The sequence below is a fragment of the Streptomyces sp. NPDC002232 genome (assembly GCF_042890295.1).
In the GTDB taxonomy this organism is placed as follows: domain Bacteria; phylum Actinomycetota; class Actinomycetes; order Streptomycetales; family Streptomycetaceae; genus Streptomyces.
In genome coordinates this window covers 1,318,275-1,338,119 of record NZ_JBIARV010000001.1, presented here as the reverse complement: position 1 = coordinate 1,338,119, position 19,845 = coordinate 1,318,275, and the positions used below count along the sequence as shown (strand labels likewise).

Genomic DNA, 19,845 nt, shown 5'->3' with positions numbered 1-19,845 from the left:
CGGGCGGCGCCGTCACTCCACCGGCAGCCTGTAGCGCATCCGGTACCGGTGGGCCGCCTTCGTCATCAGGGTGACCTCGATCGGGCGCCGGTCGTCCGAATAGACCACCCGGAAGGCCACCAGGACCGGCATGTCCTTGGGGAGCTCCAGGGCAACTACCTCTTCCTCCGTCGGGATCTCGGACGACAGCTCGTCGACGAACTCTCGTGGTGGAAAGCCCATCGAGTCGAGCAGCGCGGGCGTCCCGCCTCGAATCCGCTTCTTCTCCAGCACGGCCGTGCCCTCGACCAGGCTCAGCGGGTAGTACGACCGCGTTAGTTCCGTCGGCTCCTCGTCCAGGAAGAGGATCTGTTTCCTCAGGACCGCCGGCTCGCCGGCCTCCAAATGGAGGGCTTCGGCCACTTCCTTCGGCGGGACGGCGACTTCGACGGCCAGGAGCTGAGACCTGCCGACCTGGTGCCGCTTCGCGGCCTCGGACATCCAGGGGTAGGGCTCGTCCGGCCCGGCGGGCTTCATGTACGCGATCGGCTCGACCGACTGTTGCGCGTGCTGCCGTACGTACACGCCCTTGCCCGGCAGCCCTTCGAGGAGCCCCTCGGCCTTCAGGGCCTGGAGTGCCTTCTGGACCGTCGTGTTCGCCACGCCCCCGTACTGCTCCATCAGCTCGGCGGTGGAGCCCACCTTGCTTCCCGGAGGGAGGTCTCCGCGGGTGATCTGCCGCCGCAGCTCTGCCGCGATCTTCTGGTGCGGTGACCTCGGGTCCTTGAACTCCTTCGCCATCACGCGTCCCGCTTCCCGATCCGATACGTGAGGTGCCTGCCCGCGGGCATGGTCATCAGGGAGGCCTCCATCGGCGTTCCGTCGGCGGTCGACGTCAGGCGCAGCAGGCGGAGGACGGCGCTGCCCTCGGGCAGGCCCAGGTACTGGCTCTCTTCCGCAGTGGCGAGGGCGGCGCTCACGTCCTCCACGACCTCTGCTCCGGTATATCCAAGCTCCTCGAGGAGAGTCACGGCGCCGCCGGGCACCTTGCGCGGCTCGGCCAAGGGCGTGCCTCCGGCGATGGCGACGGGGTAGTAGGAGTCGGCCAGTTCCACGGGTTGCTCATCGAGCAGGATCAGCCGGCGCCTGACGACCACGCGCTCGCCGGCGGACAACCGCAGGGCGTTGCGGATGTCCTCGGGGGCGTCCGTCTCGCCTGCCTGGAGGAGCCGCTGGCCGCCTCGGCGTCCGCGGAGGGCGGCCTCATCGGTCCACGCGTCGCTCTGGCCGGGCTTGCGCGGGGCCAGGTACGGGGCGGTCTCGCTGATCCATGCATCGCCCGCCATGTTCCTACCTCCGGCTCGCTGTTGCCAGCGACCCTACTTCCTCGCTCCCTACCGGTGCCGTTCCTTTAAGCGCTTGCCGCTTTAAGTGGGATGCGCTTAAGGTAGGCCCCATGGAAGCGACGGATGCTGACGAAGCTCAGCACGGTGTTCCCGTACCGCCGGAGGGCTTGAGTCCGGCTCTTCGCGCGCGTGCCGAGGCCAGGTGGCAGACGTTCCTCGACCGGTGGCTGGACAGCGCCCCTGACGAGCCCGATCGGTGAGCGCCCCGGAGGTCACGGGTGAGGAGGAACACCCCCTCCTCCGTCAAGAGGTTCGCGACATCGCGAGCGGGGGTGAAGGGGTGCTCACCGCCGTCGTCCAGGAGTGGCACGGCGGGCGGCTCCTGCGCATCGCCTTTGTGCAACCCGCCACCGGCATGGGCTGGACCACGGCGGCCGACAACATCAGGCCCGCTCCGGGGTGCGGCGCGACGCCCTCCGGGGGTCCGGGAGAAGCCGCCGAGGGGCGCACGTAGACGGTGTGCCGCCGTCCAGGCGGGCTGGCGGGTCCGGGGCGCCGTATGGCGGGCGCCGGCGCCCCTCAGTCCGGCAGGGTCGCCGTGAGGTCCACCTCGACGAGCTGGCCGGGGAAGCCCAGCTGGGCCACGCCCAGGAGCGTGCTGGCGGTGGTGAGGGCCGGGGCCAGGGCGGAGGCGGTGAGGCGGGTCCACACGGCCGCCAGGGCCTCCCGGTCGTCGCTCCGCACGTAGATCACCGACCGCACCACGTGGTGCGGCCCGGCGCCGACGGCGGCCAGGGCGGTGAGGGCGTTCGCCGCCACCTGGTCGGTCTGCTCCTCGAAGGACCCGGCGCCGACCAGTCCGCCGTTCCGGTCCAGGGGGCACTGTCCCGCCAGATGGGCGGTGCGGCCCGACTCCACCACGGTGACGTGGTGGTACCCGGGCGTCGCGTGCAGTTCCCCGGGGTTGATGCGGGTGATCTTCTCGGTCATCGCGCGAGTCTGGCCGGTGCCCGGGCCCCCGCGCACCGCATTTACGACAGCCGGCGGTACTTCCCCTGGTAGTACGTCAGGGGACCCCCGCCCCCGCCGGGCAGGCCGACCGTCAGGACCCGGCCCACCACCAGGGTGTGGTCGCCGGCCACGACGCGGCTCTCCGTGCGGCACTCCAGGACCGACAGCGCGCCGCCCATCAGCGGGGCGCCGCTCTCCTCGCCGCGGGTGTACGGCAGGTCGGCGAAGAGGAGCCGGTCGCTGACCCGGTTCTTCATCGCGAAGCGCCCGGCGACGTGCCGCTGGTCCTCCGCGAGGACCGACACCGCCCAGACCGGGACCTCGGCGAGCAGGTCGTCCATGCGGGAGCCGTTGCGGAGGCTGACGAGGACCAGGGGCGGGTCGAGGGAGACCGACACGAAGGCGGTGGCCGTCATGCCGACGTCCTCGCCGCGCGGGCCGTCGTCGGGGTCGTGCGCCGTCACCAGGACCACGCCCGCCGCGAGGCGGGACATCGCCGCCCGGAACTCGTCGTTGCTCACCCCCTCAGCATGAGGGACGGCCGGATCGGACACGGGGGGCGAGGTCGGGGTCTTCAGCACACCCGCACGCTAGTCCCGGTGCCCCGCGGCCCGCATCGGGCCGGGGGACCAGCCCGGCGGGGGTCCGCGGACCTAGGACCCCGTGCCCCGAGAGCCACGCGGTACCCCTCGTGACCTGCTGTGACTTGAGTCACACGGGGCAGTATTTGCTGACCCTGTGTACCGGGGGCGCAGCTCGCTGTGATTCAGTGGCGGTGACAGTGCAACACGAAGCCGATGAGAACCCTGGAGTTGCTGTCGAGGTCTCGGGGAGAGCGAGCGATGGAGACCGAGTCGGAGCCGTACGTCCGTCTCTCGACCCTGCGGCAGCTGCATCAGGTCGTGGCGGATCTCAACACTGCGCGCAGCCTGGCGGACACCCTTCAGACCGTCGCCGACGGTGTGGTGGCCGGTCTCAACTACGAGCTGGCCTGCGTCAACCTCGTCCGCCCCGACGGTGACCTCGTCGTCGCCGCCTTCGCCGGAAGCTCCGCCGCGGAGGCCCTCATCACCGGCCGCGTCGGCTCCCGCGCCTCCTGGGAGCGCCGTCTGACCATGGGCGCCGCCTGGGGCGACCTGCGGTTCATCCCGCACACCGAGGGCTGGGTCCTCATGGAGGACGACGTCCCCCAGTGGCACACCGACGGCCCCGCGCCCCGCTTCGAGGACGAGTGGCACCCGCACGACCGGCTCTACGCCCCGATGTACGCCTCCGGCTCCGGCCGTGAGCTCCTCGGCGTCATATCCGTCGACCGCCCGCGCAACGGCCGGCACCCCGGCCCCTGGGGCCAGGAAGCGCTCCAGATGTACGCCTCGCAGTCGGCGATCGCGATCAGCAACGCCCGGCTCCGCTCCAACATGCAGCGCGCCCTGGTCCGCCTGGAGCGCGAGCAGCAGGCCCTGCGGGCCTCGGAGGAGTCCTTCCGGCAGGCCTTCGAGTACGCCCCCTCCGGCATGGCCATCGCCGAGATGGGCGGCGACCAGCACGGCCGGCTCCTCCGCACGAACGACGCCCTGTGCCGGCTCCTGGGCCGCCCCGCCTCCGTCATGCGGCGCTACTCCTTCGCCGACCTCGTCCACCCCGAGGACATAGGGACACTGCTGCGGACCTCCGCCGAGGGCGGCCGGGCCGAGCTGCGCCTCGGCCGCCGGGACGGCACGTACGTCTGGGTCTCGCTGCGCAACTCCGTCGTGGCCGACACGGCCGACGGGCCCCGCTTCCTGCTCACGCACGTCGAGGACATCGAGGAGCGCAAGCGGCACGAGCTCCAGCTCGCCCACCGCGCCTCGCACGACGCCCTCACCGGCCTCCCCAACAGCGCCGAGCTGCGCGCGCGCCTGTCGGCCCGGATCTGCGAGCGGCCGTCGGCGCCGGGGGACGAGGCCGCGTACGGCGGGTACGGGGCGGGGCACGGCGGCGGCGGGTACGAGCCCGCGCACGACCCGGCGTACGACCCCGGGCACGAGCCGCAGACCTTCGAGTACGACCACGAGCACGAGCACGGCTTCGGGTTCGAGCCGGCGGGCGGCGCCGGGCCCTACGACCACCACGTCCACAGCGTCGCGCCGACCGGCGGGGACGTCGACGACGGCACCAAGGGGCTCGCGGTCCTCTTCTGCGACCTCGACGGCTTCAAGTCGATCAACGACCGCTTCGGGCACCACACGGGGGACGCGGTGCTCATCGAGGTCGCGCGCCGGCTCACCACCGGAGTGCGGGACGGCGACACGGTCGCCCGGCTCGGCGGTGACGAGTTCGTCGTCCTCGCCGACGGCCTCGGTTCCGCCGACGCCGCCGACCTGGCCGTACGCCTGCGCAACGCGATCATTCCGCCGATCCGGGTGGACGGCCGGGCGGTCCGCGTCGGGGCGAGTTTCGGCATCGGCTGGGCCGAGTGCGGGATGACCGTGGAAGAGGTCCTGAACTCGGCCGACCAGCGGATGTACATCGAGAAGCGCTCCCGCGCGAAGGTCCACCGGAGGGCGGGCTGAGTCGCGCGCTGGTCCGTTCGGGGTAGGCTCGGCCGGTCGGCGACGGCTGGCGAGCATGGAAAGGGTGACCCGGATGGCTGCCGGTAACGACGGCACGAACAAGCCCGAGGACGACGACCCGTTCGGCTATCTGTACGCGGACGGTCAGGCAGCGGGCGCCCAGCCCCCGCAGGGCGGCGGCTACGGCTACCCCGGCCCCGCCGCGGCGCAGCCGGGTGTGCCCCGGACGTCGTACAACCAGGTCAGAACGGTCGGCGAGCGTCAGTACGGCCACCACCAGCAGCAGTCGTACGTGCCGCCGCAGCAGCAGGCCCCGTACGGCCAGCCGCAGGCGCAGTACGCGGCGCCGGAGACGTACGGCGCCCCGCCGCAGAACCGCCCGGCCCCGCAGCAGCGCGGCGGCTCGGGCCGCGGCCCGAACACGAAGGGCCTGCTGATCGGCGCGGTCGCGGTCGTCGCGGTCGTGGTGATCGGCATCACGGCGGCGGTCATCAGCAACTCGGGCGGCGACAAGGACAAGGACCCGAACGCGGGCGGCGGCCCCGCCCCGACGGCCTCGTCGGAGGTCTCGGAGTCCCCGAGCACCGCGCCGAGCGACGACAAGACGCCCGAGAAGCTCCCCAAGCAGGACGCGGCGACGCTGACGCTCGGCGGCCAGGCCGCGGCGGAGAAGACCGTCCCGGGCGCCGAGGGCGCCGGCGGCGTGTACGTCTCGGGCTTCAACGCGCCGGGCGCCTCGGTGACCTGGAAGGCGAACATGCCGTCGGGCGGCAAGTACCGCCTGACCGTGCGCTACGCGATCCCGGCGGTCGACGCCAACGCGACCCTGACGGTCAACGGCAAGGCGAACTCCCAGCCGCTGGGCCTGAAGAACTTCGTCCACTCCTCGGACCCGAACCTGGAGAAGAACTGGCAGACCACCTGGGCGCCGGTGGACCTCCAGAAGGGCGAGAACGAGATCAAGATCTCGTGCGAGCAGGGCAACCAGTGCAACGTGCTGCTCGACTGGCTGGAGGTCACGCCCGCGCCGGGGGGCTGAGCCCCGGCGTACTAGGGGTGGGGGCGAGGGTGGAGGCCGGGGCCGAGCCCCTGGCCGGCCAAGGGGGTGGGGGAGAGGTCGGTGGGCTCTTCCCCGGATTCCAGGAGGGTGTCGGCGGCGCCGATGACGAGGGGGTCGGGGTGGCCGACCGCCTTCTCGTCCTTGCGGTCGTAGTCGACGCGCCACAGCAGGCTGCGCATGGCTTCGAGCCGGCCGCGCTTCTTGTCGTTGGTCTTGACCACCGTCCACGGCGCGTGGCTCGTGTCGGTGGCCCGGAACATCGCGACCTTCGCTTCGGTGTAGGCGTCCCACAGGTCCAGTGAAGCCAGGTCGGTGGGGGAGAGCTTCCACTGCCGCACCGGGTCGACCTGGCGGATGGCGAAGCGGGTCCGCTGCTCGGCGCGGGAGACCGAGAACCAGAACTTGACCAGCAGGATCCCGTCCTCGATGAGCATGGTCTCGAAGGACGGGCACTGGCGCAGGAACAGGTCGTACTCCTCGGGGGAGCAGAACCCCATCACCTTCTCGACGCCGGCGCGGTTGTACCAGGACCGGTCGAAGAAGACGATCTCACCCGCGGCCGGCAGGTGGGCGACGTACCGCTGGAAGTACCACTGCCCCGCTTCCCGCTCGGTCGGCTTGTCCAGCGCCACGATGTGCGCGCCGCGTGGATTGAGGCGCTCGGTGAACCGCTGGATCGTGCCGCCCTTGCCCGCGGCGTCCCGCCCCTCGCACACCACCACGATCCGTGCGCCGGTCCGCTTGGCCCAGTGCTGGAGCTTGAGCAGTTCTATCTGAAGGATCCGCTTGGTCCGCTCGTACTCCGCACGGCGCATCTTGCGGTCGTAGGGGTAGTTCTCCTGCCACGTCCTGATGGGAGCACCGCCGGAGTCCAGCAGCACAGGATGTTCGGGCCGACGGGCGTCCACGCTCAGCCCGGCCAGCAGATCGTCGTTTGCCCTTCGCGATGATTCCGGTGCGCTCACGCTTCCGCGTCTACCCGTCACCTGCCGCACCTAACGGCGCCCGACCCGCCGACCGGGGTGCCCGCGGCGCGGGACGCGCCTTCTCCGTCCCCCACGGCTGCCGCTTCCCCGGCACGCGATCAGGCCCCGACCGGGCGAGCGGTCGGGGCCTGACGGCGCAGCGGGAGTGCCTTCAGTGCTTGAAGGTGTCCTTGATGTCTTCCTTGGCCTCGCGGGCGTTGCCCTTGGCCTGGTCGGCGTGGCCTTCGGCGGTCATCCGCTCGTTGCCCACCGCACGGCCGACGCTCTCCTTGACCTTGCCCTTGGCCTGCTCGACCTGCGCCTTGGTCTTCTCCGTGCCCGACATCAGGACCTCCTCGTGTTGCACCGGTTTTGCCGTTGACCGTCATCTGCTCCCCATCCCCGCCGGTAAACGCGGAAATTTTCGTGAGTCCCGAGGGAGGGGACGGGCGCCACTGCTGCGCGGGGAGAAAAAGATGCCCGTGATCAAGCGAATTCGCTTGCCCGCCTGCACGGATAAGAAACAGGTAAGTTTCGCACGCATGACCGGCAGGGTCTGGGGAACCTTTTGCTGCGGAGGTTGATAACTATGGTTCCCCTGCTTCTCGTTCTTCTGCTCATCCTGATCCTCTTCGGCGGCGGTTTCGCTGTACAGGCCCTGTGGTACGTCGCGATCGCGGTCCTGGTCCTGTGGCTCATCGGCTTCGTCGCCCGTCCGAAGGGCAGTAGCGGTCGCTGGTACCGCTGGTAGACAGCCGCTCCTGGCACAGGTCAGAGGATGGTCCGACGGTGGCCTTCCACCCCCGCGAGGGGTGGAAGGCCACCGTCATGTCGCCACAGGGATTTCGTTCCGCCTTCGCGGATGAGAACGGAGGGCGCGGGTAGCCGTACGCGGGTCGGGGCGGCGGCCGTGACGCAGCAGGGACCTGCTCACCTCCAATGATCGGCGGCCGTCCCGGCCCGGATCGAAATCTCGGATGTGTGGCGGTGTGAATGCGGGGCAAGCGGACTTCAGGAAGAAACGCGAGTTTCGCCGCAGACGTAAGGTGCAAGGAGAGAACGGCCGGGAAATTCTTCCCCGACTGTTTCCGTTATTAGCGGAGGGTTTTGTCTGATGACTGAGAACGTGTGGGGCTACCGTGAGACGTCCGGCCGTGTGGCCGGTGGCGATCTGACCGGTTACAAGGTCGAGGCGACCGACGGCAGCATCGGCAAGGTCGACAAGCACTCCGACGAGGTGGGCTCCGCGTACATCGTGGTGGACACCGGTCCGTGGATCTTCGGCAAGGAGGTCCTCCTGCCCGCCGGTACGGTCAGCCGTGTCGACGTCGAGGACAAGAAGATCTTCGTGGACCGTACGAAGGAGCAGATCAAGAGCGCTCCGGAGTTCGACAAGGACAAGCACCTGGGCAACGCGGAGTACCACGACCAGGTGGGCGGCTACTACGGCGGCCCGCACGGCGTCTGACACGCGCGCAACCGACGGTGCACGGGGCGGGGCGGCAGCCACACGGCTGCCGCCCCGCCCCGTTGCGTGTACCCGACACGCCCTAGGACGCCTCCTCGACGACCTTCACCCGGGGCAGCAGCTCCTCGTACGCCGCGGGGTCGAACTCGCCGGCGACCGGGGAGAGGACCGTGGCCGCCGAGAGGGCGACCGCGCGGGTGAGGCGGTCGGGCCAGGAGGTGCCGTCGACCAGGCCCGAGAGGAGTCCGGCGACGGCGGAGTCGCCCGCGCCCGTGGGGTTGCCCCGCACGGCGGCGGGCGGCGCCGCGCGCCACAGGCCCTCGGGGGTGGCGGCGAGGAGGCCCTCGGGGCCGAGCGAGGAGATCACCGCGTGGGCGCCCCGGCGGCGGGCGTCGCGGGTGGCCCGGTGGGGTTCGCGGGCGCCGGTGAGCTGGGCGAGTTCCTCGGCGTTCGGCTTGACCAGGTCGGGGCGGGCGGCGATGCCCCGCCGGAGCGGTTCGCCGCTGGTGTCGAGGAGGACCGGGACTCCGGCCGTGCGGGCGAGGCGGATCAGTTCCGCGTACGCGCCGACGTGGATGCCCGGCGGGAGGCTCCCGCAGAGGGCGACCGCGGCGGCTCCGCCGAGGAGCTCCGAGAACCGGGCGCGGAAGGCGGTCCACTCCGCGGCGGTGACGGACGGGCCCGGTTCGTTGAGCTGGGTGGTGTCGCCGCTCGCGGTGTCGACGACCGCGACCGTGCGGCGGGTGGGCCCCGCCGTCCCGACGAGTTCGTCCCGTACCGGCGTCTGGGCCAGCAGGTCCCGCAGGGTCGCGCCGGTCGCGCCGCCCGCGAAGCCGGTGGCGACCGTCTCGTACCCGAGGGCCGCGAGGACGCGGGCGACGTTGAGGCCCTTGCCGCCGGGCCGTTCGATGACCTGGGTGACGCGGTGGGAGGCGTGCGGGACCAGCGCGGGGACCCGGTAGGTCAGGTCCAGCGCCGTGTTGAGGGTGACCGTGAGGATCATGACCTGTCCGCCCCCCGTACTCCCGGTGAAGTCGTGCGGAACAGGCGTTCCGACGGGCACCGATCATGCCAAACGAAAGGCGGTTGGCCCAGCCCCCGGGCCGACCGCCCTGCCGCATGACTCCTGATCAGGCCGCCAGGGGGTCCACGATCCACTCGCCCTTGCGCATGACGCCCTTGAGGTCGAACTCCGCGTCCAGGACCACGATGTCGGCGTCCTTGCCGGGCTCCAGGGAGCCGACGCGGTCGTACACGCCGAGTAGCCGGGCGGGGTTGGCGGAGATGGCCTGGACGACCGACTCGACGGGGAGGCCGTCGACGGTGGCGGCGCGCTTAAAGGCGCGGTCCAGGGTGAGGGTCGAGCCGGCGATGGAGCCGCCCTCGACGAGCCGGGCCACGCTGTCCTTCACCTCGACCGCGAGCGGGCCGAGCATGTAGCGGCCGTCGCCGAAGCCGGCCGCGTCCATGGCGTCGGTGATGAACGCGACGCGCTCGGGTCCCGCGTGGTGGAAGGCGAGTTCCAGGGCGGCGGGGTGGAGGTGGGTGCCGTCGTTGATGAGCTCGACGGTGATCCGCTCGTCCTCCAGGAGGGCGGCGATCGGGCCGGGGGCGCGGTGGCCGAGCGCGGGCATCGCGTTGTAGAGGTGGGTGGCGACGGTGGCGCCCGCGTCGATGGCCGCCTGCGTCTGCTCGTATGTGGCGTCGGTGTGGCCGATGGCGGCGATCACGCCGTGCTCGGCGAGCAGCCGTACGGAGTCGATGCCGCCGGGCAGCTCGGTGGCGAGGGTGACCATCCTGGCCTGCCCGCGGGCGGCGTCGATCAGCTTGCGGACCTCGGCGGGGTCGGGGTCGCGGAGCAGCGTCTCGTCGTGGGCGCCCTTGCGGCAGGGGGAGATGAAGGGGCCCTCGAAGTGGATGCCGGCGATCTCGCCCTGCTCGGCGAGCTCGGAGAGCAGCCCGGCGCGGCGGCTCAGGAAGTCCATCTCGCCGGTGACGAAGGAGGCGACGACGGTGGTGGTGCCGTGCAGGCGGTGGGTGTGGACGCCCTTGAGGATCTCGTCGACGGTGCCGGAGGTGAAGGACGCGCCGCCGCCGCCGTGGTTGTGCAGGTCGACGAAGCCGGGGACGAGCCAGTGCCCGGCGAGGTCGACGACCTGGGCGTTCTCGGGTGCGGAGCCCGCGATGCGGTCGCCGTCGACGATCACGCGTCCGTTCTCGACCGTTCCGGTGGGCAGCACGACGTGTGCGCCGGCGAGAACCTTGTGATCGGCCATCAGGCGGAAACCTCCGAGTCGAGGGAGAGAAGGTCCCAGGCGAGGAGGCCCGCGCCCAGGCATCCGGCGGTGTCCCCGAGGGCCGCCGGGACGATGGCGGGCAGCTTCTGGAACGTGACGCGTTCCTCCACGGCGGCCCGGAGGGGTGTGAACAAGGTTTCCCCGGCCTCGGCGAGACCGCCACCGATGATGAGCGTGCGGGGGTCCAGGAGGGTGAGCGCGGTGACGAGCCCGTCGGCGAGGGCGTCGACGGCGTCCTGCCAGACCCGTACGGCCGTGGGGTCGCCGGACTCGACGGCCTTGGCGCAGTCGGCCGCGTCGGCGTCGGGGTCGCCGCTGGCCCCGGCCCAGGCGAGGGAGACGGCGGAGGCGGAGGCGTACCGCTCCAGGCAGCCGCGCTGGCCGCAGCCGCAGTCGGTGCCGCCGGGGCGGACGACGATGTGGCCGATCTCGCCGGCGTAGCCGTGGGCGCCGGCCTCGATGCGGTCGCCGATGCCGATGGCGCCGGCGATGCCGGTGCCGAGGGGGACGAAGAGGAAGCGGTCGGCGCCGTTGCCCGCGCCGATGCGGCCCTCGGCGAGGCCGCCGGTGCGGACGTCGTGGCCGAGGGCGACGGGGATGCCGTCGAGCCGGTCGCTGAGGAGTTCGCGCATGGGAACGTCGCGCCAGCCGAGGTTGGCGGCGTAGACGGCGATGCCGTTCTCCGCGTCGACGATTCCGGGGACGGCGACGCCCGCGGCGGCGGCGGGCTCTCCGTACCGCTCCTGGCCGAGGGCGCGGAGGTCCTCCGCGAAGCCGAGGATCGTCTCCACGACGGCCTCGGCGCCGCGCTCGCGCCCGGTCGCGCGGCGGGCCTCGTGCAGCAGGGTGCCGTCCGCCCCGACGAGGGCGGCCTTCATGCCGGTGCCGCCCACATCCAGGGCGATGACGTGTCTCACGGGGGACAGTCTGACGCGGGACCGCCCAAAAGGTCTAGTCCACTGAGCAGGATTGTTGCGCTCGGATACAAATTCGAGGCCAGGCATGGGGCCATGGTCCCGCCGCAGTTGCGGAAGTGATACCCGAGTGGTGTAGACCTCACGCCCGGACGCGGGGCACACTTACGGCCCTGAGAAGAGCAAACACGCAGCTCAGTGCAGTGAGAATCCTGGCAGAACGACAGCTCAAAGATGAGCAAAAGGTGGATGAAGACGTGGAGCGGCGACGATTCCTTGGACTGACCGCGGCCGCCGCCCTCGGGCTGACCGCCACGGTCGCCGGCTGCGGCTCCCTCGGCGGCGACTCCGGCGACGTGACCCTCAGGCTGGTCGCCGCCGACTACGACCTGACCGGCGGCGACACCACCAAGAAGTACTGGGCCGACCTCGTCGCCGCCTTCGAGGCCAAGCACCCCGGCGTCAAGGTCGACGTCCAGGTCGTGTCCTGGGACGACGTCGACCGCAAGGTCGCCGAGATGGTCAAGGCGGACGAGGCCCCCGACATCGCGCAGATCGGCGCCTACGCCGACTACGCCGCCGCCGGCCAGCTCTACGCCGCCGACGACCTCCTCTCCATCCCCGTCCAGGCCAACTTCCTCGGCCCGCTCGTCGCCGCCGGAGAGTACAAGCGCACCCAGTACGGCATGCCGTTCGTCGCCTCCACCCGGCCGCTCTTCTACAACAAGGAGCTCTTCGAGAAGGCCGGCGCCGAGGCCCCCACCACCTGGGACGAGCTCGCCGAGGCCGCCGCCAAGCTCAAGGCCAAGGGCGTCCGCACCCCCTTCGCGCTGCCGCTCGGCCCCGAGGAGGCCCAGGCCGAGGCCCTCATGTGGCTGCTCAGCGGCGGCGGCGGCTGGACCGACGCGTCCGACCGCTACGCCATCGACTCCGACGCGAACGTGCGCACCTTCGAGTGGCTCCGCAAGAACCTGGTCGGCGAGGACCTCACCGGGCCGGTCGCCCCCGGCAAGCTCAACCGCAAGGCCGCCTTCGCCGCCTTCGCGAACGGCGAGGTCGGCATGCTCAACGGCCACCCCTCGCTCCTCAAGGAGGCCGCGAAGAAGGGCGTCAAGGTCGGGCAGGTCCCCCTCCCCGGCGCGGACGGCGCGCCCAAGACCTCCATGGGCGTGGCCGACTGGATCATGGGCTTCAAGCAGAACGGTCACCGCAAGGAGATCGGCGACTTCCTCAACTTCGTCTTCAGCGACGAGAACGTCCTGAAGTTCGCCGGCGACAACGACCTGCTGCCGGTCACCGTCACCGCCTCCACCCGCATGGAGACCGACCCCGCCCACGCCAACCTGCGCGTCTTCCTCAAGGTCCTCCCCGACGCCCAGCTCCCGCCGGTCGGCAAGACGTCCTGGGCCAAGGTCAGCGAGGACGTCAAGCAGAACATCGGCAAGGCCGTCACCCCGGGCGGCCGCCCGGCCGACGTCCTCGGCCGGATAGGCCGGGACGCGACGGCGGCCGAGAACGCGGAGTAATAGGTTGGTCGTATGACCGAAGAGGAGACGGCCGACGGCGGCGGGCTCACGGAGCGCGCGGCCGACGGTGCCGGGTCCGGGGAGCGCGCCGACGACGGCTCCGGGCTCGGGGCGCGCGCGTCCGACGGCTCAGGGTCCGGGGAGCGAGCGGCTGACGGCTCCGGGCCGGGGGAGCGCGCCGACGGCTCCACGCTGGGGAAGCGCGAGCGGGACCTGCTGGCCGTCGAGCGGCGGTCCTGGCCCGGGCCCGGAGCGAAGGAGCGGGCCGTGCGCGAGCGGCTCGGACTCTCGCCGACCCGCTACTACCAGCTCCTCAACGCCCTCCTCGACGACCCGCGCGCCCTGGCCCACGACCCGGTGACCGTCAACCGGCTGCGGCGGGTCCGCGAGAAGAAGCGACGCCGCCGGGAAGGGTGAGCCCGGTCGCGTGACCCCGGCCACGCTGACGCGGCCGCCGTACGTCGGTAGGGTCGGGAGCATGGTCAGCAGCCTCTCGCACCCGACCACCTCCGCCGGCCGCGACGGTCTGGCCGCGCTTCTCGCGCGGCCCGGTGAGGCCGTCGTCGCCCTCGACTTCGACGGCACCCTCGCCGAGATCGTCCCCGACCCCGAGCGGGCCCGCGCCCACCCCGGTGCCGTGGCCGCCCTCGCCGCCCTCGCCCCGCGGGTCGCCTCCGTCGCCGTCGTGACCGGCCGCCCCGCCGGGGTCGCCGTCCGTTACGGCGGCTTCGCGGGCGTCCCCGGTCTGGAGCACCTCGTCGTCCTCGGCCACTACGGCGCCGAGCGCTGGGACGCCGTCACCGGCACGGTCAGGGCCGCCGCTCCGCACCCCGGCGTGGCCACCGTCCGCGCCGAGCTCCCCGGTTTCCTGGACCGGGCCGGGGCCTGGCCGGGCGTCTGGATCGAGGAGAAGGGCCGCGCGGTCGCCGTCCACACCCGCCGCGCGCTCGACCCCGAGGGCGCCTTCGAGGCGCTCAAGGGCCCGCTGGGCGACCTGGCCGTCGCCCACGGCCTCGTCCTGGAGCCCGGCCGCATGGTCCTGGAGCTGCGGCCGCCCGGCATGGACAAGGGCGTCGCGCTCGCGGAGTACGTACGGGAGGTGGGAGCCGGGTCGGTGCTCTACGCGGGCGACGACCTGGGCGACCTGCCCGCCTTCGCGGCGGTGGAGAAGCTCCGCTCCGACGGCACCCCGGGCGTCCTGGTGTGCAGCGGTTCGACCGAGGTCCCGGAGCTGGCCGGCCGGGCCGACCTGGCCGTGCAGGGCCCCGCGGGCGTGGTCACCTTCCTGACGGAGCTGGCGGAGGCGCTGGGGGAGGGCTGAGGTCCCCCACGGGTCTTGGCGGAGGCGTCGGGGGAGGGGCGAGGTCCTCTACGGGCCCTGGCGGAGCAGCAGGTCCACCACGCCCGTCAGGTCCTCCTCCCCGCTGCCCTCGGCGAGCCGGCGGCGCATCAGGTCGAAGTACGGCGCGAGGAGTTCCGGGCTGACGCCCTGCTCCTCGGCGGTGGCCAGGAACGTCGGCGTGCCCGCCACCTGCATGGAGAGATTGGACACCACGCCCCCGGTGTACTCGCCGGACCGCAGCCGGGCGGCGGTCCCGTGGACGCTGCCGGACATCGCGGTGAGCCAGTCGGCGAGCAGCGGGGCGAAGGCGACGGGATCGACGGCCTCCCGGCGGATCAGCGCGAAGGCGTGCGCGGCCCCGGCGAACATCCCGTACATGGCGCTGAGCAGGGCCACGTCGTGCAGGGCCGCGAAGCCCGCGTCCGCGCCGACGTACGTCGTGTCCGCCGGCACGGCCAGGGTGGCCCCGTGTGCCGCGAACAGCTCGGCCGAGCCGCTGTAGAGGACGTAACCGCCGGCCTCCGGGACGCCGATCATCGGCGGGACGGCCATGATGCCGCCGTCCAGGTAGCGGGCGCCCCGCTCCTCGGCCCAGGCGGCGCGGGCCCGGGCCTGGGCGGGCGTCGTGGTGGTGAGGTTGACGAGGTCCCTGCCGGTGAGGTCGACGCCGTCGAGGGCGGCGCCGACGGAGTCGTCGTCGAGGAGGCAGAGCACGACGAGGGCGTTCGCCGCGACGGCCCCGGCCGCGGTGTCGGAGGTCTTCGCGCCCAGGGCGGCGAGGGAGTCCGCACGGGCCGGGGTGCGGTTCCAGACGGTGAGCGGGTGTCCGGCGGCGAGCCAGGTCCGGGCGAGGGCGCTGCCCATGGCGCCGAGTCCGAGGAGGGAGAGGGAGGTGGGCGGGTTCGCTGTCATGCCCACCAGGCTGCGCCGGGCCTCCGGCCCGCTCAAGTACCCACTTCCAGGTGGGTGGTTACCCTGAGGTGAGCGAACAGGTCAGGAGGGTGGGGCGGATGGCGACACTGAACCGGCCGGGCGCCGGGGACGGCCACGTCTGCGGGATCGACGCGGCCATGGAGGTGATCGGCGGCAAGTGGAAGGTGCTGATCCTCTGGGCGCTCCACGAGCAGCCGCACCGCCGCTTCGGCGAACTGCGCCGGCTGGTCCCGGGCATCACGGAGAAGGTCCTCGCCTCCCACCTCCGCGAGCTGGAGGCCGACGGCATCGTCGACCGCGTCTCGTACGACGAGGTCCCGCCCCGCGTCGAGTACGCCCTGACGAAGGACGGCATCCGCCTCAACGACGCCCTCGAACCCCTGGCGGCCTGGGGCCGGGAGCGGCGCGGGACGCCCGTCAGTCCCTGAGCGCGTCCAGTTGGGCCAGGAACCAGCGCTGCGGGGGAAGGGCCGTGGCCGCGGCGGACAGGCGTTTCGTGCGGTCCGCGCGGTCCGTCGGGGGCATGGTCAGGGCCGTGTGCAGGGCCTCGGCCGTCTCCGTGACGTCGAAGGGGTTCACCGTGAGGGCGTCCTCGTGGAGCTCCTCGTGGGCGCCCGCCTCCCGGGAGAGGACGAGGGCGCAGCCCTGCTCCGAGACGACCGGTATCTCCTTCGCCACCAGGTTCATGCCGTCCCGCACCGGGTTCACCAGGGCCACGTCCGCCAGGCGGTAGGCGGCCAGGGAGCGGGTGAAGTCGTCCTCGACGGAGACCAGGACCGGCTGCCAGTCGGCCGTGCCGAACTCCGCGTTGATCTCCGCCGCCAGGTCCGAGACCGCCGCCGTGTAGGCGCGGTACGACTCCAGGTCCTGGCGGGAGGGGTACGCGGAGGCCAGGTGGACCACCCGGTCGCGCCACTCGGGGCGGGTGGTGAGGAGCTCGCGGTAGGCGAGGAGACCCCGCAGGATGTTCTTCGAGAGTTCCGTACGGTCCACGCGGACGATCGTCTTCCGGCCGCCGGTCTCCTCCCGCAGCCGTGCCACGCGCTCGTCCACCTCCGGCCGGTACGCCAGGGCCCTCAGCTCCTCGCCGTCCACGCCCAGCGGGTACGTCGCCACCCGGGTCCGGCCGAGGTCGCCCGCGCCGCCCTCGAAGGCCTCCGCCCACGCGCGCGTGTGGAAGCCGAGGCGGTCGGCGCCGAGCATCCCCCGCAGGAGCTCCTCGCGCACGTCCGTCGGGAGCATCCCCAGGTAGGCGGGCGAGGCCCAGGGGGTGTGGGTGAAGTGGGCGATCCGCAGGTCCGGGCGGAGCTCGCGGAGCTGCCCCGGGACCAGCGCCAGGTGGTAGTCCTGGACCAGGACCGCCGCGCCCGGGGCGGCCTCGGCGGCCAGGGCCTCGGTGAAGGCCAGGTTGTAGGCGCGGTAGGAGTCCCAGAGGCGGCGGAACTCCGCGTCGAAGACCGGTTCGCGCGGGATGTCGTACAGGTGGTGGTGGAGGAACCACAGCACCGAGTTCGCGATGCCGTTGTACGCGTCCGCGTACACGGACGGATCGATGTCCAGCATCCGCACGCCCGGCTCGGCCGTCCCGCGCCGCACCGCCTCGCGGTCGCCCGCGCCGAGCGCCGCGCACACCCAGAGGCTCTCCCGCGCGTCGATGGTGCTCAACGCCGACGCCAGGCCGCCGCCGCCCTTGCGGGCGTCGAGCGAGCCGTCCTCGCCGAGCGCGTACGAGACCGGGCCCCGGTTGGATGCGACGAGCACAGTAGCCATGTGGCGAACCTAGCCCGTCTCGTAAACGCTCAAACGTACGTATACGAGACGGGTCGATTCGGCCACGGCCAGTCATCGCAGGTCAGTCGCGTCGGCCGCGCATCGCCGCCTTCGCCACCAGGCCCGTCGCCGCCAGGGCCACCGCGAGCGCGCCGAGCAGCCAGAGGCGCTCGCCGCTGCTTCCCGTCTCGGCCATGGAGCCGGCGTGACGGTCTCCCCGCGGGCCCGGGGCCGGGGCGGCGGGGGGCTGCGGGGAGGAGGGAGCGGTGGCCGGGGCCGCGGGGGAGCCCGGGGCGGATGCCGGGACGCCGCGCGGGGCGCTCGGCTTCGGGGAGGGGTTCTTCGGGTCCGGCTCGGGCTCCTCGCGGGCCGGGCCGGGGCCCGTCGGGGTCGGGACCGGGGCCGCCGGCCGGGGCGGGGCGGGCAGGGCGCTCTCCCGCTCCGTGGGCGCCGTCCGGGGGGTCTCCAGGTCCGGGACCGGCACCGAGAGGGCGAGCGCGGTCGGCACGTACGGGTCGCCGCCGGTCGTGAAGGCGAGGTCGGCCGTGGTCGCGCCGGGCTCCACCACGCCGGCCGGGACGTCGAAGGTCTTGGCGTCGACGCTCAGGTTGTGCGCGAGCCGCGGGGAGAGCGCGCCGTCGTTCTCGCCGGAGAAGAAGTTGTCGGTGTCGCCGGTGCGGGGCGCGAGCACGGTGCGCCCGTTCACGAGGAAGCGGTCGCCCGGCGTGCTCCGGTCGCCCCCGTACGCGGTCACGCCCGCCCGCACCGTGCCGGGCGCCCGGTGGAAGCCGTCCACGGTGATCGTGGTCGCCGGGGACTCCGGGCGCTGGAGGACGTGCCCGCCGTAGAGGCGGACGTCGCGCCGCTCGGGGGCCTTCACCGGGTCCGGGCCCGGGAAGGCGTGGACGACCGTCAGGGACCAGCCCGCCGCGCAGCCCTTGCCGCTGGGCGCCCACACGTTGCCGACCGCCACCCGCACGTCCGTCCCCGAGACGCCCGCGAAGGCGGCGGTCACGTCGGACTCGCCCGTGTAGTAGTGCGGGCCGGCGGTGTCGGCCGGGTCGGCGACCACGCTGTCGAGGGAGACCGGGACCGCCGCCCCGGACCCCACCCGGAGCACCGGAGCCGTCGTCGTCGGGTCGCCGGGGGACCGCCCGGCGTCCGCGCCGGAGGAGCCGCAGCGCTTCAGCGGCGCGCCGCCCGGGCCCCGGTACGTGCCGTCGTTGCCGCCCCAGGAGAGGCGGGCGTACGCGACCCGGGCGCCCGCCGGGATCCGCACGTGCCCGGTGCTGGAGCCGAACGCGGTGCTCCCGGTGCCGGCCGCGTCGATCCGCCGCGTCACGAAGGTGTCCTCGCCGTCCGGGCCCCGGCCCGAGGTCGCCGCCGCGCAGCGCGCCGCCGGGCCGGCCGGGGCGTCCGGACAGCCCACGACCGTGTTGCCGATCGTGGTGAAGTCGCCGTACAGCGACGCGGCGTACCGCAGGCCGAAGGGCTCGATCACGTCCGCCGCGGCCGGGACGGTCGCGGCGGACACGAGCGAACCCGCCGTGAGCCCGAGGGCCGCGAGCACCCGGCCCGGGTGAGGAAGTCTGAAGCGCATAAAAGGGCAATTTATGCAAAACAGATCATCACAGGACGTTACGCCACGCGGCGCCGCGCGTACTCCGTGACCTCGGCCATCGGCGGCCGCTCCTCGGTGTCCACGGGGTACGTCGTCGGCTCGAAGCCCTTCTCGCCCCGCTCGAACTGCGTCAGCACCGGCCGAACCAGATGCCCCCGGGAGAGCCGCAGCTGCGCCGTCCGGTAGATCGCCGCCGCCATCCGGCCCAGCGCCAGACCGTCCTGGTGCCGGTGCTTGCGCACCCCCACGTCCACCTGGGCCAGCGCGTCCAGGCCCACCGTGTGCAGGGCGTCCACGAGCAGTCCAAGCTCCACCCCGTAACCGACCGGGAAGGGCAGCCGTTCCAGCAGCGAGCGCCGCGCCGCGTACTCGCCGCCCAGCGGCTGCACGAAGCCGGCCAGCTGCGGCCAGTGCAGATTGAGCAGCGGCCGGGCCACCAGCTCCGTCACCCGGCCGCCCTGGCCGGGGGGCCTGCCGGAGGCGGGCCCGTCGATGTCCGGGCCGAAGGGGCGGTCGTACATCGCCTTCACGAAGTCCACGTCCGGGTCGGTGAGCAGCGGGCCCACGATCCCCGTCACGAAGTCCGCCGAGAAGTCCCGCAGGTCCGCGTCCACGAAGCACACGACGTCCCCGCTCGTCACCATCAGCGACCGCCAGAGCACCTCGCCCTTGCCGGGCACCGCCGGTATGCGGGGGAGTATCGCGTCCCGGGCGACCACCCGGGCGCCGGCCGCCGCCGCGACCTCCGCCGTGCGGTCCGTGGAGCCCGAGTCGATCACCACCAGCTCGTCGACGAGCGGCACCGCCTCCGTCATCAGCTCGCGCCGGATCACGGAGACGATCTCCCCGACCGTCGCCTCCTCGTTCAGCGCGGGCAGGACGACGCTGACCGTCGTGTTCCGCTTGGCGGCGAGCACCCGGTCGAGCGGGCGGTCGGACACCGACCAGGACCGCCGGGCCAGCCAGCGCTCCACTTCCTCCAGCACGTGATCTCCATCTCGCGGTTCGGACGGCCGGTCCAAGGTTCCGGGCCTTCGGTTACAGTCTTGAACAACGCGGAT

At 72.8% G+C, this 19,845-nt stretch carries 21 protein-coding genes; 8 read left to right on the top strand and 13 right to left on the bottom strand.

The window, feature by feature from the left end:
- Positions 1-12: 12 nt before the first annotated feature.
- From ACFYXU_RS06140 to ACFYXU_RS06125, 4 genes are all read right to left on the bottom strand, one after another.
- A complete protein-coding gene (locus tag ACFYXU_RS06140; protein ID WP_389456652.1) occupies positions 13-780 on the bottom strand; it encodes a GntR family transcriptional regulator in 768 nt (255 codons plus the stop codon).
- Positions 780-1,325: a GntR family transcriptional regulator gene (locus ACFYXU_RS06135; RefSeq protein ID WP_389456650.1), complete on the bottom strand. Its 546-nt coding sequence runs from the start codon at positions 1,323-1,325 to the stop codon at positions 780-782. Before ACFYXU_RS06135 ends, ACFYXU_RS06140 begins: the two co-directional genes overlap by 1 nt.
- 579 nt (positions 1,326-1,904) lie before the next feature.
- A complete protein-coding gene (locus ACFYXU_RS06130; protein WP_389456648.1) occupies positions 1,905-2,315 on the bottom strand; it encodes a RidA family protein in 411 nt (136 codons plus the stop codon).
- Positions 2,316-2,356: 41 nt separating this feature from the next.
- Positions 2,357-2,917 carry a flavin reductase family protein gene (locus tag ACFYXU_RS06125; protein ID WP_376516409.1) on the bottom strand — a complete coding sequence of 187 codons (561 nt, stop codon included), beginning with the start codon at positions 2,915-2,917 and terminating at the stop codon, positions 2,357-2,359.
- 261 nt (positions 2,918-3,178) lie between these two features.
- On the opposite strand from ACFYXU_RS06125, the gene cdgB reads away from it, so the two are divergent.
- Together cdgB and ACFYXU_RS06115 are read left to right on the top strand one after the other, a co-directional pair.
- Positions 3,179-4,888, top strand: coding sequence for a diguanylate cyclase CdgB (gene cdgB, locus ACFYXU_RS06120; RefSeq protein WP_389407592.1), 1,710 nt, complete (start codon positions 3,179-3,181; stop codon positions 4,886-4,888).
- Between the two features lie 73 nt (positions 4,889-4,961).
- Positions 4,962-5,927 carry a CBM35 domain-containing protein gene (locus ACFYXU_RS06115; protein WP_376516405.1) on the top strand — a complete coding sequence of 322 codons (966 nt, stop codon included), beginning with the start codon at positions 4,962-4,964 and terminating at the stop codon, positions 5,925-5,927.
- Positions 5,928-5,938: 11 nt separating this feature from the next.
- Here ACFYXU_RS06115 and ppk2 read toward each other — a convergent pair whose 3' ends face one another.
- Complete coding sequence (gene ppk2 / locus ACFYXU_RS06110; protein ID WP_389407591.1) at positions 5,939-6,913, bottom strand: polyphosphate kinase 2; 975 nt, start codon at positions 6,911-6,913, stop codon at positions 5,939-5,941.
- A 172-nt stretch (positions 6,914-7,085) separates the two neighbouring features.
- Positions 7,086-7,259, bottom strand: coding sequence for a CsbD family protein (locus tag ACFYXU_RS06105; RefSeq protein ID WP_361392822.1), 174 nt, complete (start codon positions 7,257-7,259; stop codon positions 7,086-7,088).
- Positions 7,260-7,502: 243 nt separating this feature from the next.
- Between ACFYXU_RS06105 and ACFYXU_RS06100 the strand changes: the two genes are divergently transcribed.
- On the top strand, positions 7,503-7,664 hold the full coding sequence (locus tag ACFYXU_RS06100; RefSeq protein WP_361392824.1) for a hydrophobic protein: 162 nt from the start codon (positions 7,503-7,505) through the stop codon (positions 7,662-7,664).
- Positions 7,665-8,027: 363 nt separating this feature from the next.
- A complete protein-coding gene (locus ACFYXU_RS06095) occupies positions 8,028-8,381 on the top strand; it encodes a PRC-barrel domain-containing protein (RefSeq protein WP_329851430.1) in 354 nt (117 codons plus the stop codon).
- 82 nt (positions 8,382-8,463) lie between these two features.
- Here the strand turns inward: ACFYXU_RS06095 and ACFYXU_RS06090 are convergent, their stop codons facing one another.
- The 3 genes from ACFYXU_RS06090 to ACFYXU_RS06080 all read right to left on the bottom strand — a co-directional run bounded on the left by ACFYXU_RS06090 (position 8,464) and on the right by ACFYXU_RS06080 (position 11,595).
- Positions 8,464-9,384 (bottom strand): 1-phosphofructokinase family hexose kinase, encoded by a 921-nt coding sequence (locus ACFYXU_RS06090; protein ID WP_389456646.1) that lies wholly within the window; start codon positions 9,382-9,384, stop codon positions 8,464-8,466.
- 127 nt (positions 9,385-9,511) lie between these two features.
- Positions 9,512-10,657: an N-acetylglucosamine-6-phosphate deacetylase gene (gene nagA / locus ACFYXU_RS06085; RefSeq protein ID WP_376515135.1), complete on the bottom strand. Its 1,146-nt coding sequence runs from the start codon at positions 10,655-10,657 to the stop codon at positions 9,512-9,514.
- The gene (locus ACFYXU_RS06080; protein WP_376515137.1) at positions 10,657-11,595 is read right to left on the bottom strand and encodes an ROK family protein; all 939 of its coding nucleotides are present in this window, start codon (positions 11,593-11,595) and stop codon (positions 10,657-10,659) included. The genes nagA and ACFYXU_RS06080 overlap by 1 nt, the downstream gene beginning before the upstream one ends.
- A 254-nt stretch (positions 11,596-11,849) precedes the next feature.
- Here ACFYXU_RS06080 and ACFYXU_RS06075 point away from each other — a divergent pair, with 254 nt between their 5' ends.
- The 3 genes from ACFYXU_RS06075 (at position 11,850) to otsB (ending at position 14,439) form a co-directional block, all read left to right on the top strand.
- Positions 11,850-13,118 (top strand): extracellular solute-binding protein, encoded by a 1,269-nt coding sequence (locus ACFYXU_RS06075; RefSeq protein WP_376638922.1) that lies wholly within the window; start codon positions 11,850-11,852, stop codon positions 13,116-13,118.
- 192 nt (positions 13,119-13,310) lie between these two features.
- On the top strand, positions 13,311-13,535 hold the full coding sequence (locus tag ACFYXU_RS06070) for a DUF3263 domain-containing protein (protein ID WP_389456751.1): 225 nt from the start codon (positions 13,311-13,313) through the stop codon (positions 13,533-13,535).
- Between the two features lie 61 nt (positions 13,536-13,596).
- Entirely contained in the window at positions 13,597-14,439 is an 843-nt protein-coding gene (gene otsB, locus ACFYXU_RS06065; RefSeq protein ID WP_389456643.1) for a trehalose-phosphatase, read from the top strand.
- Positions 14,440-14,487: 48 nt separating this feature from the next.
- Here the strand turns inward: otsB and ACFYXU_RS06060 are convergent, their stop codons facing one another.
- On the bottom strand, positions 14,488-15,372 hold the full coding sequence (locus ACFYXU_RS06060) for an NAD(P)-dependent oxidoreductase (RefSeq protein ID WP_376515142.1): 885 nt from the start codon (positions 15,370-15,372) through the stop codon (positions 14,488-14,490).
- 98 nt (positions 15,373-15,470) lie between these two features.
- Between ACFYXU_RS06060 and ACFYXU_RS06055 the strand changes: the two genes are divergently transcribed.
- Positions 15,471-15,821 carry a winged helix-turn-helix transcriptional regulator gene (locus tag ACFYXU_RS06055; RefSeq protein WP_389456641.1) on the top strand — a complete coding sequence of 117 codons (351 nt, stop codon included), beginning with the start codon at positions 15,471-15,473 and terminating at the stop codon, positions 15,819-15,821.
- Here ACFYXU_RS06055 and ACFYXU_RS06050 read toward each other — a convergent pair.
- From ACFYXU_RS06050 to ACFYXU_RS06040, 3 genes are all read right to left on the bottom strand, one after another.
- Positions 15,811-17,163, bottom strand: coding sequence for a trehalose-6-phosphate synthase (locus ACFYXU_RS06050; RefSeq protein ID WP_389456639.1), 1,353 nt, complete (start codon positions 17,161-17,163; stop codon positions 15,811-15,813). The genes ACFYXU_RS06055 and ACFYXU_RS06050 overlap by 11 nt on opposite strands.
- 82 nt (positions 17,164-17,245) lie before the next feature.
- Positions 17,246-18,763: a hypothetical protein gene (locus ACFYXU_RS06045; RefSeq protein ID WP_389456637.1), complete on the bottom strand. Its 1,518-nt coding sequence runs from the start codon at positions 18,761-18,763 to the stop codon at positions 17,246-17,248.
- A gap of 38 nt (positions 18,764-18,801) precedes the next feature.
- A complete protein-coding gene (locus ACFYXU_RS06040) occupies positions 18,802-19,770 on the bottom strand; it encodes a glucosyl-3-phosphoglycerate synthase (protein WP_361392853.1) in 969 nt (322 codons plus the stop codon).
- Positions 19,771-19,845 lie beyond the last annotated feature (75 nt).